This window comes from Phenylobacterium sp. (genome assembly GCF_035276905.1).
Classification (GTDB): domain Bacteria; phylum Pseudomonadota; class Alphaproteobacteria; order Caulobacterales; family Caulobacteraceae; genus Phenylobacterium.
The window spans coordinates 1-12874 of record NZ_DATELG010000375.1; the positions used below are offsets into that span (position 1 = coordinate 1).

General features: G+C 69.9%; 14 protein-coding genes and 1 pseudogene. 5 read left to right on the forward strand and 10 right to left on the reverse strand.

The annotated features are described in order from the left end of the window. Nucleotides 1–255 (forward strand): hypothetical protein (locus VJS38_RS17900; RefSeq protein ID WP_324089510.1); only part of this gene is annotated, 255 nt, incomplete at its 5' end. 14 nt (nucleotides 256–269) lie between these two features. Then, nucleotides 270–686 carry a GtrA family protein gene (locus VJS38_RS17905; protein ID WP_324089511.1) on the forward strand — a complete coding sequence of 139 codons (417 nt, stop codon included), beginning with the start codon at nucleotides 270–272 and terminating at the stop codon, nucleotides 684–686. A 39-nt stretch (nucleotides 687–725) separates the two neighbouring features. Here VJS38_RS17905 and VJS38_RS17910 read toward each other — a convergent pair whose 3' ends face one another. The 3 genes from VJS38_RS17910 to epmA all read right to left on the reverse strand — a co-directional run bounded on the left by VJS38_RS17910 (nucleotide 726) and on the right by epmA (nucleotide 3249). Beyond that, entirely contained in the window at nucleotides 726–938 is a 213-nt protein-coding gene (locus VJS38_RS17910) for a hypothetical protein (protein WP_324089512.1), read from the reverse strand. A 161-nt stretch (nucleotides 939–1099) separates the two neighbouring features. Continuing rightward, complete coding sequence (locus VJS38_RS17915) at nucleotides 1100–2143, reverse strand: lysine-2,3-aminomutase-like protein (RefSeq protein WP_324089513.1); 1044 nt, start codon at nucleotides 2141–2143, stop codon at nucleotides 1100–1102. Between the two features lie 50 nt (nucleotides 2144–2193). Next, entirely contained in the window at nucleotides 2194–3249 is a 1056-nt protein-coding gene (gene epmA / locus VJS38_RS17920; protein WP_324089514.1) for an EF-P lysine aminoacylase EpmA, read from the reverse strand. 123 nt (nucleotides 3250–3372) lie between these two features. Here epmA and efp point away from each other — a divergent pair, with 123 nt between their 5' ends. Next, on the forward strand, nucleotides 3373–3939 hold the full coding sequence (gene efp / locus VJS38_RS17925) for an elongation factor P (protein WP_324089515.1): 567 nt from the start codon (nucleotides 3373–3375) through the stop codon (nucleotides 3937–3939). Nucleotides 3940–3954: 15 nt separating this feature from the next. Here the strand turns inward: efp and VJS38_RS17930 are convergent, their stop codons facing one another. The 3 genes from VJS38_RS17930 to VJS38_RS17940 form a co-directional block, all read right to left on the reverse strand. Further along, nucleotides 3955–4965 (reverse strand): GlxA family transcriptional regulator, encoded by a 1011-nt coding sequence (locus VJS38_RS17930; protein ID WP_324089516.1) that lies wholly within the window; start codon nucleotides 4963–4965, stop codon nucleotides 3955–3957. Between the two features lie 26 nt (nucleotides 4966–4991). Then, nucleotides 4992–5264: a DUF4242 domain-containing protein gene (locus tag VJS38_RS17935; protein ID WP_324089517.1), complete on the reverse strand. Its 273-nt coding sequence runs from the start codon at nucleotides 5262–5264 to the stop codon at nucleotides 4992–4994. A 146-nt stretch (nucleotides 5265–5410) separates the two neighbouring features. After that, nucleotides 5411–7072, reverse strand: coding sequence for a response regulator (locus tag VJS38_RS17940; RefSeq protein WP_324089518.1), 1662 nt, complete (start codon nucleotides 7070–7072; stop codon nucleotides 5411–5413). 364 nt (nucleotides 7073–7436) lie between these two features. Between VJS38_RS17940 and VJS38_RS17945 the strand changes: the two genes are divergently transcribed. Further along, the gene (locus VJS38_RS17945) at nucleotides 7437–7796 is read left to right on the forward strand and encodes a DUF423 domain-containing protein (RefSeq protein ID WP_324089519.1); all 360 of its coding nucleotides are present in this window, start codon (nucleotides 7437–7439) and stop codon (nucleotides 7794–7796) included. A 160-nt stretch (nucleotides 7797–7956) separates the two neighbouring features. Next, nucleotides 7957–8940: a prolyl aminopeptidase gene (pip, locus tag VJS38_RS17950; RefSeq protein WP_414692465.1), complete on the forward strand. Its 984-nt coding sequence runs from the start codon at nucleotides 7957–7959 to the stop codon at nucleotides 8938–8940. Between the two features lie 11 nt (nucleotides 8941–8951). On the opposite strand, the gene rodA is transcribed toward pip, so the two are convergent. From rodA to VJS38_RS17970, 4 genes and pseudogenes are all read right to left on the reverse strand, one after another. After that, nucleotides 8952–10106, reverse strand: coding sequence for a rod shape-determining protein RodA (gene rodA, locus VJS38_RS17955; RefSeq protein WP_324089521.1), 1155 nt, complete (start codon nucleotides 10104–10106; stop codon nucleotides 8952–8954). Continuing rightward, nucleotides 10103–12115 (reverse strand): penicillin-binding protein 2, encoded by a 2013-nt coding sequence (mrdA, locus tag VJS38_RS17960; protein WP_324089522.1) that lies wholly within the window; start codon nucleotides 12113–12115, stop codon nucleotides 10103–10105. Before mrdA ends, rodA begins: the two co-directional genes overlap by 4 nt. A 10-nt stretch (nucleotides 12116–12125) precedes the next feature. After that, nucleotides 12126–12635: a hypothetical protein gene (locus VJS38_RS17965; RefSeq protein WP_324089523.1), complete on the reverse strand. Its 510-nt coding sequence runs from the start codon at nucleotides 12633–12635 to the stop codon at nucleotides 12126–12128. After that, nucleotides 12632–12874: pseudogene (locus VJS38_RS17970) on the reverse strand (alpha/beta hydrolase); the annotation flags it as partial. The gene VJS38_RS17965 and the pseudogene VJS38_RS17970, both read right to left, overlap by 4 nt.

Genomic DNA, 12874 nt, shown 5'->3' on the forward strand with positions numbered 1-12874 from the left:
GTGATGGCGATCTTCGAGCACAACCCGGTCAATCCGGTCAGCCGCTACATCGTCGCCACCTGCCCGTTCGACGAGAACGCCGTGCTGATCCCGGCCGGGGAGCTGGCCCGGCGCCAGCGGCAGGCCGGCTTTCGCCGCGTCGGCGTCACCTACACCGGCTTCTTCCCCGGGCCGCTGAAGGCGCTGCGCGGGCTGGAGCCGCTGCTGGCCAAGCTCCCGGTCGGCGCGCAGTACTACACCCTGGCCCAGCCTTGATCGTTAAGCGGGGCGTGAGCGTGAAGCGGCTGGATCTGAAGCGCGAGGCGGGGCTGATCGCCCGCTTCGGCGGCGCCGGCGTGATGACTACCGCGCTCGGCCTGGCCGTGATCCTGGCGCTCGACCTGGGACTGGGCGTCGACCGCCGGCTGGCCAACGCCGCCGGCTATCTCGTGGGCGCGGCGCTCGGCCTTGTGCTGCAGCGGACGTTCGTGTTCCGCCAGCCGGCGCACGCTCCGGGCTCCACCGTTCGCTATGTGGCGGTGATGCTGTTCGCGTTTGCGCTGAACCAGGCGGTGCTGACCCTGGCCGGCCTGGCGCTGCCGCAGAACCGGCTGGGCCACGCCCTGGCCCAGCTCGTCGCCATGGGAACCTATACGGCGACCCAGTTCGCCCTCTTCCGCCTCTGGGTCTTCAGGCCGGCGGCGTGACCGGATCGGCCCCGAGCGACACGCCCGGAGCGCCGAACCTTAAGCCCCCTGCTCGGCCGTCGCGCCGGGCGCGACGGTCGGACGCGCCTTGCGGCTGCGGATGCGCGGCGGGTTCACCGCGCTCGGCAAGTGCGCCGGCGGCCGCTCCCAGCGCCACTCATAAGGCCTCAGCCACACCCAGCCGCCCTCGCTCAGCCGCTTGGGCGTGAGCGCATAGCTGCGGATCCAAGGTTGCTCGCTCAGGTCTTTCACGGTCGTCACTCGAATCAGTCGCGTATCGCCCCTCGGGAACTAGCTATACCGCGCCTTTGGTCCGGCGCATGCGGCCGCAACGCCACAGCCCGGCCGCACCCGCGTCTTGTCCACGGGATGTGCACAGGAAGCTTGTCAGAAGCGCCCTTCCGCCGCCCAATCTATCGCGGCGGATAGGCGTGGCGGCCGCCGTTCGGATCCTCGACGCAGGTCCCCTCGCCGGCCTGCGACAGATAGACCGGGCCCACCGGCACCTTGCCGTAGCCGCCCGGCACGTCGAGCACATAGGTCGGCTGGCAAAGCCCCGAGACCGCGCCGCGCAGCTCGCGCATCAGCGCCTGGCCTTCGTCCAGCCCGGTGCGCAGGTGACCCGTGCCGGGCGCGAGGTCCGCATGATGCAGGTAGTAGGGCTTGATGCGGGTCTCGACCATGGCGCGGAAGAGGGCCGCCAGCGTCGCGGCGTCGTCGTTGATCCCCTTGAGCAGCACCGTCTGGCCGAGCATCGGGATCCCGGCGTCGACCAGCCGGGCGCAGGCGACGCGGGCGTCGGGCGTCAGCTCGCGCGGATGGTCGGCATGCAGGGCGACGTAGACCGCCTGGCCGGGGCGCCTCAGGGCGGCGACCAGCTCCGGCGTGACCGCGTCCGGATCGACCACCGGCACGCGGGTATGGAAGCGGACCACCCTGACGTGCTCGATCGCGGCCAGCCGGCCCATCAGCTCGCCGAGCCGACGCGGCGACAGCACCAGCGGATCGCCGCCGGTCAGGATCACCTCCCAGACCTCGGGACGGCCGGCGACGTAGGCCAGGGCCGCGTCGAGCTCGGCCGGGGTGAGCGTCCCCTCCCCCTCCGGCCCCACCATCTCGCGGCGGAAGCAGAAGCGGCAGTAGACGGCGCAGGTGTGGGTGGCCTTCAGAAGGACCCGGTCGGGATAGCGATGGACGACGCCCGCGACGGGGCTGTGCGCCTCGTCGCCGATCGGATCGGCGTGCTCGCGGGGATCGGCGTCGAGCTCGCGCAGGTCCGGGACGAACTGGCGCGCGATCGGGTCGGCGGGATCGGCCCGATCGACGAGCGCGGCCACGGCCGGCGTGATCGCAACCGCATACTGCGCCGCCACGCGCGCCAGCCCCGCCACGTCCTCGGGCGCGATCAGCCCCGCCTCGGCGAGGCTTGCGGGCGTTCGGAGGGTTCTGGCGGCCATGGCCGGGGCGATATGGACCCGAGGCCGGGGCGAGGCAACGTCCCGCCCCATCAAGGGAGGCAAGCCACCGGCGCCCAGAGCACCTGCTCGATGTGCTGGGCGCCGGCGGCCAGCATCACCAGCCGGTCGAAGCCCAGCGCCGCTCCGCTGGCCGGCGGCATCTCTCCCAGCGCCGCCAGGAAATCCTCGTCGATCGGGTAGCGCTCGCCGTAGACGCGCTGCTTCTCGGCCATCTCGGCCTGGAACCGGCGGCGTTGTTCGGCCGCGTCGGTCAGCTCGCCGAAGCAGTTGGCCAGTTCGACCCCGCAGGCGTAGAGCTCGAAGCGCTCGGCGACCCGCGGGTCGGCGGCCTTGGGCCGGGCCAGCGCCGCTTCGGCGGTCGGATATTCGCAAAGGATGCTCGCCCGCCCCTCGCCCAGCATGGGCTCGATGCGCTCGACCAGAACCCGGCTGAAGATGTCCGCCCAGGTGTCGTCGTCCGCGACGCGGACGCCGGCGTTTCCGGCGGCGGCGGCCAGCGCTGCGCGGTCGGTCTCCCCGCCGTCGTCGAGGGTCGCCAAAAGATCGATCCCGGCGTAGGCCGCGAAGGCCTCGGCGAGGGTGACCCGCTCGGGCGCGGCGAACGGGTCGACGCGGCGGCCGCGGAACTCGAACCGCTCGGCGCCCGCCGTCTCTGCGGCCAACCTGAGCAGGGCCGCGCAATCGTCCATCAGCTGCTCGTAGGGCTCGTTCGCGCGATACCACTCCACGAGGGTGAACTCCGGATGGTGCAAGGGCCCGCGCTCGCGGTTGCGCCAGACGCGGGCGATCTCGAAGATCTTCCCCTCCCCCGCCGCCAGCAGCTTCTTGGCCGCGAACTCCGGCGAGGTGCGCAGGTAGAGCGGACGCCGCTCGCCGGCCGGGCCGATCGCCTCGCTGGCGAAGGCGTGCAGGTGCGCCTCGTTGCCGGGGGAGACCTGCAGGGCGGCGGTCTCCACCTCGGTGAAACCCCGGCCCTCGAACCAGCCGCGGACGGCGCGCGTGATCGCACCGCGGACCGATAGGAACGGCCGGCGGTCGCGGTGGCGCTCATGGCTCCACCAGGGTGAGGAAGCGGGGCTGCTCAAGGGTGCGACCGGGGAAAGGCTGGTGATTTTGGCGGGGATCGCTATAGGGGCGCGACAACAAATTGATTAGCGGAATCGCGCGGGGGCCCTCGCGTCCCGCAACACCATCGAGGACTAGATCACGTGAAGGTCTCCGCCAGCTCGCTCCGGAAAGGGGCCGTCGTCGACTTGGAAGGCAAGCTCTATGTCGTCCTGAGCGCCCAGAACATCCACCCGGGCAAGGGCACGCCGGTCACCCAGCTCGACATGCGCCGCATCTCCGACGGGGTGAAGATCTCCGAGCGCTACCGCACCACCGAGACGGTCGAGCGCGCCATCGTCGACGACCGCACCTACACCTTCCTCTACCAGGACGGCGAAGGCTTCCACTTCATGAACCCGGAGACCTACGACCAGGTCGTCGCCCCGGAAGACGTGGTCGGCGACTCGGCCCCCTATCTGACCGACGGCGTCCAGGTGATGCTCTCCACCCACGAGGGCGTGCCGATCGCGCTCGAGCTGCCGCGCCTGGCGACCTTCGAAGTCGTCGAAACGGAGCCATCGGTGAAGGGCCAGACGGCGTCCTCGTCCTACAAGCCCGCGGTGCTCTCCAATGGCCTCAAGACCATGGTCCCGCCCTACATCACCGTCGGCACCCGGATCGTTGTCCTGACCGAGGACGGCTCCTACCAGGAGCGGGCGAAGGACTGAGGCGAACGCCTCCTCTCACGCCCCCTGCAGCAGCGCCTGGCCGCGCACCGCCAGCGGGGCGAAGTGGGCGCGGTATTCGGCCGGAGTCATGCCGGTGTTGCGCTTGAAGAGCTCGCGGAAGAAGGCCACGTCGTCGTAGCCGACGTCGGAGCTGATCGCCTGGATCGGCTTGGCGTCGCGCTCGAGCTGGGTCTTGGCGGCCTCGATCCGCAGCGCCTGGACATAGGCCGCCGGCATCCGCCCCGTCGCGGCCTTGAAGCGCCGCACGAAGGTCCGCGCCCCCAGCCCCGCGCGGTCGGCCAGCATCCGCGTCGGGAGGTCCTGACGGAACATCTCCTGCAGGAAGGCCTCGATAGCGCGGATCCGCTGATCGTCGTGCGGGGTCGAGACCGGCGCCATGGCGTAGCCGGACTGGTGGATGCGCGGCATCGGCAGCAGCAGGGCCTTGGCGCACTTCACCGCCACCTCGTGGCCGCACAGCTTTTCGACCAGGTACAGGCTGAGGTCCATTGAGGCGTAGACCCCGCCGCTGCACAGCACCCGCGAGTCCTCCGTGACGAACAGATCCGAGCGCCAGCGCACCTGCGGATAGCGGCGCGCGAAGTCGTCTGCGACGGCCCAGTGGGTTGTGCCGAGCCGCCCGTCGAGCAGGCCCGCCTCCGCCAGATAGGCCGAGCCCATGCAGACGCCGGCGACAAAGGCGCCGTCGGCGTGCTGACGGCGCAGCCACGGAACGAGCGCCCGGTTCTGCTGCAGGGTCGCATCCACTTCCATGCCGGAGGTGGGGACGACGACGATGTCGGTCCGCTCCACGTCGTCGATCGAGCCTTCCGGCTGGATCTTCAGCCCGTAGGGACTGCGCACCGCCGCGCCGTGGATCGAGACGGTGCGCACCCTGAAGGCCGGTTCGGGCGGACGTTCGTGCAGCACGTTCCACAGCGCGCCGGCGGAGTGGAAGATCTCCACCGGCATCACCGCCGTCGACGACAGGCCGTCGTCGAGCAGCACGACCGTCACGTCCATCATCGCCCGTCCTCCGCTTGCGACCGCGTTCAGCCGGCGGTCGTCGGGTCGATCATCCCGGTGACCTCGCTGATCCGGTTCGCCGGAAAGCCGCTGATGCGGGCGTGCTCGCGAACCACGTCCTCGTTCTCGGCGAGGTAGACGCAGAAGGTCTTGTCCGGGGTGACGTAGGACTGCACCCATTGGACCTTGGGGGCCAGTTGGGCCAGGGCCTCGTTCGACTTCGCCGCCGCGCCGCAGAGGTCGGCTCCGCCGAGCTGGTGGACTCCGGGAATCTCCCGTTCGATCAGGTACTTCTTCATCTCGCGTCTCCAAATCCCGATGTCGCGAGATTGCATAACCACGTTCGCCCACGATAGGGGGCGATCCGGACAACGTGCAGGGGCAATCTACGCGGGGGCCCTTGGGCGAGGGCTATCCGCACACCTTGTTTTGGACCGCGCGTTGATCAGGCCTCGCCGCCCGGCTTCGGCCGGCCGCGCCGGATAGGCACCACCATCTTCGCCGTCGCCTGGGCCTGGGCCAGCGCCGCCTGGACCTTGCGCGAAAGCTCCTCGTCGCGGAACGGCTTCTGGATGATGCGCTCCTCGCCGACGTCGCGCAGCGCCTGCAGGTCGGCGTAGCCGGTGATGAACAGCACCGGCAGGTTCGGCCGCAGCTCGACCGCCGCGCGCGCGGCCGCCGCGCCGTTCATGCTCGGCATGGCGTAGTCGGCGAGCAAGATGTCGATCCGCAGGTCGGAGCGCAGGATGTCCAGCGCCGCCCCGCCACTGCCGGCCTCCATCACCGAATAGCCCAGCTCCCGCAGCATGGCCGAGGTCACCTCGCGCACGGCGCTGTCGTCGTCCATCACCAGCACGGTGTGCTCGGCGGCGGCGCGCAGGGAGATGCGAGCCTCGGGCGCGCGCCCGCCCTCGGCGCCCGCGACCGCGGCCGCACGCGGCAGGAAGACCTTCACCGTCGTGCCCTCGCCCAGCTTCGTCTCGATCCGCACGCCGCCGCCGGACTGCTTGGCGAAGCCGTAGACCTGGGCCAGCCCCAGGCCGGAGCCCTTGCCGATCTCCTTGGTGGTGAAGAACGGCTCGAAGGCCTTGGCCAGCACGGCCTCGGTCATCCCCGGCCCGGTGTCGCCGACCGCCAGCACGACATAGTCCCCCGGGCCCGGCTCCTCCGCGCGCTCCGGCTGCTCGGTCAGGACGACGTTGGCGGTCTCGACGGTCAAGCCGCCGCCCACCTCCATGGCGTCGCGGGCGTTGATCGCCAGGTTGAGGATGATCAGCTCGATCTGCGTCGGGTCCACCAGCGCCGGCCAGAGGTCGCGCTTGAGCACGGTCTCCAGGCGCACCGCCCCGCCCATGGTGCTCTGCAGCAGTTCGCGCATGCCGCCGACCGTCTCGTTGAGGTCGATCGCCTTCGGCTCCAGCTTCTGGCGGCGCGAGAAGGCGAGCATCTGGGCGGTCAGCGTGGCGCCGCGTTCGGCCGCGGCGCGCATGTGGCTGATGCGCTCGGCGATCTGGCCGTCGACGCCCAGGGCCTGCAGGTTGCGCTCGACGAAGCCGATGTTGCCCAGGATCACGGTCAGGAGATTGTTGAAATCGTGCGCCACGCCGGCCGTAAGCTGGCCCACCGCCTCCAGGCGCTGCATCTGCCTGAGCGTCTGCTCGACCCGCTCGCGCTCCTCGATCTGCTCGGCGAGTTGGCGGTTGCGCAGCGCCAGCGCCTCCGCGGCGGCTTTCCCGGCGGTGATGTCGCGGCCGATCGCATAGAAGGCGTCGCCTTCCGGGGCGGCGGTCCAGGAAAACCACCGCCAGCCGCCGTCGGCGCCGCGCACCCGGTCCTCGAACCCCTCCACGATCTCCCCGCGCCTCAGCGCAATCAGGAGATCCTCGACGCCGGCATGGTCGTCCGGGTGGATGAGCAGGTTGAAGTTCGAGCCCACGAGGGCCTCGAGGTCATACCCCAGCACGCTGGTCCAGGCGGGGTTCACCCGCCGCAGCCGCCCGTCGAAGCCGGTGACGGCGACCAGGTCGGGGCTAAGTCGCCAGATGTGGCCGAGGTCCGGGCCCCCGCCGAGACCCCAGGACTCCGTGTCGCGGTCCGGTCCGGTCATGTCTCACGTTCGCCCAAGGCCGAATGGCGGCGTGCTGCGCCATGGTCGTTCGGCAGGAATATCCTTTTTCATGCACAAGGAAATACCCCGGCGGTTGCGAAAGCCACGTCGTAACCAAACGCCCGGGCCCGCAAAAGGTTGACCATCGCGGCCTAGTCCCGATTCCGAAGTTCGCATGCGCCTGTGGCGGGCTCGGACGAACTTCGGAGTCGATAAGGACACTAGCAAGTACATGTTTCTAATGTGCTTTTCGGATCTGAAGTTCGCTCCAGCGCTCGACCCGGATGCGGGCGAACTTCAGATCCAGCACACTAGCGGCGCGGCGGCATCGACCTGGCGCACGATCTGCGGCATGTGAGCCGGCATGCGCAACTCGCTCATCCTCGCCGCGGCGCTTGGCCTCCTCTGCGTCGCCCTCGGCGCTTTCGCCGCCCATGGGCTCTCCGATTTGCGGGCCCAGGGCTGGATGCGGACCGGGGCGGAGTACGGCTTCGTCCATGTCCTGGCGAGCCTGGCCTGTGCGCCGCTGGTGCAGGGGGGCGCGCGGCGCGCCGCCCTCGCACCGCCGTTCTTCCTGGCCGGCGCCGTGATCTTCGCCGGCACGCTTTCGGCGATGGCGTTCGGCGGACCGCTGTGGCTGGGCGCGATCACGCCGATCGGCGGGGTGCTGTTCATGGTCGGCTGGGGCGTCCTCGCCTGGGCCGCCCGCGACGTCAGGATCTAGGAAAGGCGAGCTCCCGGCCGCTGCAAATGAGCGCGCCGGAGGAGATGAACTTGCTAGTGTCCCTCTCGTCTCTAACGTCCGTCGGCCGCCGGCGGGCTTCGGACACGGAGCACTAGATGCGCGCCTGTTTCCGGACGTAGATAGGCTGATGGAACGCAACATGCTCTCGCCCGTCGTCTCCGGCGCCGCCTATCGGCGGGGGCTGTTCCCCGAGAACCAGGCCTTCGCGTCCGACTGGATACCGGTCGGCGGAGACCATGAGATCTTCTACGAGGAGTGCGGGCGGCGCGACGGCAAGCCCTGCGTCATCCTGCACGGCGGCCCCGGCGGGGCGATCAACCCGACCATGCGCCGTTTCTTCGACCCGTCGCGCTGGCGCATGGTGCTGTTCGACCAGCGCGGCTGCGGCCGCAGCCGGCCCAACGCCAGCCTCGAGGACAACACCACCTGGGCGCTGATCGAGGACATCGAGCGGCTGCGCGAGCGGCTGGGCGTCGAGAAATGGTGCGTGTTCGGCGGCTCGTGGGGGTCGACGCTGGCGCTCGCCTACGCCATCACCCACCCGGAGCGGGTCGAGAGCCTGGTGCTGCGCGGGGTCTTCCTGGTGACCCAGCGCGAGCTGCGCTGGTTCTACCAGGAAGGCGCCTCGATGCTGTTTCCCGACGCGTGGGAACGGTTCTGCGCCCCGATCCCGCCCGACGAGCAGGGCGACATGATCAGCGCCTACCACAGGCGCCTGACCTCCCCTGAACGGCGCGTCCAGGCCGAGGCGGCGGCCGCCTGGAGCCAGTGGGAGGGCGACACCATGTCGATCCGCGGGCCCGAGGCCAGGCCCTCGAAGTTCAACGAGATCGACTTCGCCATCGCGTTCGCGCGGATCGAGTGCCACTACTTCGCCAACGGCGGCTTCTTCCCGGAAGAGGGCTGGCTGCTGAACAACGTCGACAAGCTGCGCAGCATCCCCGGCTGGGTGGTCCAGGGCCGCTTCGACGTCGTCACGCCGATGGACGCGGCCTGGCGGCTGAAGACCGCCTGGCCCCAGGCCCGCTTCGAGATCGTCTGGGACGCCGGCCACGCCTCGACCGAACCCGGCGTTGTGGACGCGCTCGTGCGGGCGACCGATCAGGCGTATCGGGTGAGCTGATCCTCCCGCTTCTACAGCAACGTCCCCTTGCCGCTGGTGATCTCGGAGTAGCGGTGCACGCGTACGGCGTTGACCAGGCCGAAGCCGACCATCACCGTCAGCATCACCGTGCCGCCATAGGAGAGCAGCGGCATGGGCACGCCCACCACCGGCGCCAGGCCCATGACCATCGAACCGTTGATCAGCACATAGAGGGCGAAGGTCACCGTCACGCCGGCCGCCGCCAGCCGGCCGAAGTGGCTGTGGCTGAGGTAGGCGGTGCGCAAGGCCATGAAGATCACCACCGCATAGAGCGCCAGCACCGAAATGCAGCCGACGAAGCCGAACTCCTCGGCGAGCGTCGCGAAGATGAAGTCGGTCTGCTTCTCCGGCAGGAAGTTCAGCTGGCTCTGCGAGCCCAGGCCATAGCCCTTGCCCAGCAGGCCGCCGGAGCCCAGCGCGATCTTCGACTGCAGGATGTGGTAGCCCGAGCCGGAAGGATCGCCCTCCGGATCGAGGAAGGTCAGGATGCGCTTGCGCTGATAGTCGTGCAGGCCGAACATGATCGCCGGCGGCACCACGGCGACCGCCCCCACCGCGCCGATCAGGATCAGCCGCCACGACAGGCCCGCCAGGACCATGATCGCCCCGCCGGTCATCATGATCAGCAGGGCGGTGCCGAGGTCCGGCTGCTTCATGACCAGCGCCACCGGGATCATGATCAGGGCGCCCGGGATCAACAGCCACCAGGACAGCTGCGCCCGGTTGCCCGGCATGCCGTGGTAGAAACGGGCCAGCGACAGCACCAGGCCGATCTTCATGATCTCGGAGGGCTGGATGGTGATCGGTCCCACCTGCAGCCAGCGCTGGGCGCCCAACGCATGGTGGCCCACCACGTCGACCAGCACCAGCAGCACGCAGCCTACGGCGTAGAGCGGATAGGCGATCGCGAACCAGACGCGCAGATTGATCAGCGACAGCACGACCATGATGCCGAAGAAGGCCACGTAGCGGATCAGGTGCGGCGCCGCCCACGGCGTCCACGACGAGCCGGCGATCGAGAACTGCATGACGGTGCCGGCGACGGCGATCAGCGTCAGCGCCAGGCAGAAGATCCAGTCGATCTCGCCGAACTTGACGATCAGCCGGTCGCGTTCGCCCGGGCGGGTCAGGGCCGAGACGGTCATGGCGGGGCTCCTGAGGCGTCGTCGGCCGCAGACGGCTGCGGCGTCGTCGGCGCCGTGTCCGCCGGGGCGCCGGGCAGCGCGGTCGGCGCGTCGGGCACGCCGCCCCCGAGCTGGGCGTCCTCGGCGATCTTCGGCATCGGCAGCGGCTTTTCGATGCGCGCGCGGATCTCGGGGTCCTTCAGCAGGGCCACGCGCATGATCTCGCGGGCCCTGGGGGCGGCCGCGCCGGCGCCGAAGCCGCCGTGCTCGACCAGCACGCTCATCGCATAGCGCGGCGCGTCGTGCGGCGCGTAGGCCACGAACCAGGCGTGGTCGCGCATCCGCCATTCGCCGTTGGTGCCGTGCACGCCGTGGCCGCCGTTGTAGTTGAAGCCCTGGGCGGTGCCGGTCTTGCCGGCCATCTTGATGTCGCCAAGCCCCAGGTCGGCCACCGCCGCGGCGGTGCCGATGGTCGTCACCGCCTTCATCGCCTCGCGGACGAAATGGATGTGGTCCGGATTGACCGGCAGGTCGCCGAAGCCCGAGCCGCGCGGCTGCTCCACCCCGCCGATCGATTCCACCAGCCGCGGGTGCAGCGACTTCTCGCCGTTGGCCAGGCGCGAGACCATGACGCAGAGCTGCAGCGGGTTCTGGTGGGTGTAGCCCTGGCCGATGCCCATGCTGGGCGTCTCGCCCGGGTGCCAGACCGGGTCGTTCTTGAAGGCGCGCTTCTTGTAGGCGGTGTCGGGCACCAGGCCCTTCTTCTGGCCCGGGATGCCGATGTCGAAAGTCTGCCCCAGGCCGAAGCGGCGGGCCATGTTGGCGATCCGGTCAGGGCCGACGAACAGGGCGCACTGGTAGAAATAGATGTCGCAGGAGGTGGCGATGGCGGTGTGCAGGTCCTGCGCGCCGTGGGCCTCGTCACAGTGCCAGACCCGGCCGCCCCAGGCCCACGACTTGCTGCACACGTGGACGGTCTTCGGGTCGTAGCCCGCCTCCAGCGCGGCCATCGCCACCATGGTCTTGAAGGTCGAGCCCGGCGGATAGGTGGCGGTCAGCGCCTTGTTGAACAGCGGCTTTCGTTCGTAGAGGGCGAGCTGGCGGTACTCGGCGCCGGTCAGGCCGCGGACGAAGCGGTTGGCGTCGAAGCTGGGCCCCGAATACATGCAGAGGATATCGCCGGAGCGGCAGTCCATGACGACGGCCGCTCCGCTCTCGTCGCCGAACACCTCGACGGCCCGCATCTGGATGTCGGCGTCGAGGGTGAGCTTGATCTCGGCCCCCGGCGTGGCGGGGATGTCGCCGTCGGGGTCGGCGCGCACCTCGCGGCCATTGGCGTCCACTTCGACCTTGCGCGCGCCGGGCTTGCCGCGCAACTGCAGGTCGAAGGCCTTCTCCACCCCCTGCTTGCCGATCCGGAAGCCGGGGTTGAGCATGATCGGCTCGGAGTTCGGGCCGTCCTCGGTGATGTCGTCCTTGTTGACCTTGGCGACGTAGCCGACGACGTGGGCGAACGCCCCGCCCTGGGGATAGACCCGCACCTCGCCCATCTCGGCGCTGACGCCCGGCATCTCCGGCGTGCGCAGGTTGATGGCGCTGAACTGCTCCCAGCTCATGTCCTCGGCGACCTCGACCGGCGAGCGCTTGGGGGCGGCGGCGATCTCCTTGACGAGGCGGGACTGGCGCTTGTCGTCCAGCGGCACGAAGGAGGACAGGACCTTCAGCGTGTCGGGCACGTCGACATTCTTGTCGCGCGCCACCATCAGCCGGAAGTTCGGTCGGTTGGAGGCCAGGACCACGCCGTTGCGGTCGACGATCAGGCCGCGCGGCGGTGGCGCGAGCTTGAAGTTGAACTGGTTCGAGGCCGACAGCTTCTCGTAGCGCTGGGTCTCGATCAACTGCAGGTGGGCGAGCCGCCCGCCCAACGCCAGCAGGCCCGCGCCGGCGAACCCGCCCAGCAGAAAGGCGCGCCGGTGAAAGACGCCCTGACGCTCGTTGACTTCCTCGAAGAAGATCGCCGGTTCGGCCATCGGCCCTGCCTCAGCGGAACCGCACGTCGGCGTCTTCGAACATGTCGATCAGCCGGTAGGCGAAGGGGAACAGCACGACGGTCGACAGGAACTGCCAGCCGACCGGGACGAGGCTCGGCGTCGCGCGGTTGTCGAGCATGATGAACAGATAGCCGGACAGCTGGGCGATGGCGGTGACGATGCCGTACCAGATCCACAGCATGGTCCGGCTCTGGCCGGCCATCATGCTGCGGCCGCCGAGCAGGATGCCGTAGGCGAGCAGCAGGCACAGCGCCCAAAGCCCCATCGAGCCGCCCCAGAAGAGGTCCATGAACAGGCCCATGATCAGGACCCCGATCGGGGCCAGCACCGAGGGCCGGATCACCGCCCAGGCGAAAACCGCCGGCATGGCGAACAGCGGCTCGGGCAACTGCAGGCCCCAGAGACGGATCGGGATGCCGAAAAGGATGGTGGCGACGACGACCTGGATCAGCGGGACGCCGAGCCAGCGGGTCGGGTCGAGGCTGCGGACGGCGCTCAATGCGGCGGCTCCTCGGGCACGGGCGTCCAGTGCTTGGCCGGCTTGGCGGGGGGCGGATCGGCCTCGCTCGCCGCGTGGCTGGCGGCGGGCTTCTTGGCCTCGGAAGGCTTGGACGTGGCCGGCTTGGCCGCGGTCGGCTTTGTCCCGGCCGCCTGGGACGCCGTCGGCTTGGCGGCGATCGGCTTGGGAGCTGTGCTGGCGCTCGATGCGGCCGCGGCCGGCTTCTTGGGCTCCGCAGG

Bases quoted from the DNA above. Each gene is read 5' to 3' on its own strand.
- VJS38_RS17935 (WP_324089517.1), bottom strand. From the start codon at position 5,264: ATGAAGAAGTACCTGATCGAACGGGAGATTCCCGGAGTCCACCAGCTC.
- VJS38_RS17930 (WP_324089516.1), bottom strand. From the start codon at position 4,965: ATGATGGACGTGACGGTCGTGCTGCTCGACGACGGCCTGTCGTCGACG.
- VJS38_RS17940 (WP_324089518.1), bottom strand. From the start codon at position 7,072: ATGACCGGACCGGACCGCGACACGGAGTCCTGGGGTCTCGGCGGGGGC.
- rodA (WP_324089521.1), bottom strand. From the start codon at position 10,106: ATGACCGTCTCGGCCCTGACCCGCCCGGGCGAACGCGACCGGCTGATC.
- pip (WP_414692465.1), top strand. From the start codon at position 7,957: ATGCTCTCGCCCGTCGTCTCCGGCGCCGCCTATCGGCGGGGGCTGTTC.
- VJS38_RS17945 (WP_324089519.1), top strand. From the start codon at position 7,437: ATGCGCAACTCGCTCATCCTCGCCGCGGCGCTTGGCCTCCTCTGCGTC.
- mrdA (WP_324089522.1), bottom strand. From the start codon at position 12,115: ATGGCCGAACCGGCGATCTTCTTCGAGGAAGTCAACGAGCGTCAGGGC.
- VJS38_RS17915 (WP_324089513.1), bottom strand. From the start codon at position 2,143: ATGGCCGCCAGAACCCTCCGAACGCCCGCAAGCCTCGCCGAGGCGGGG.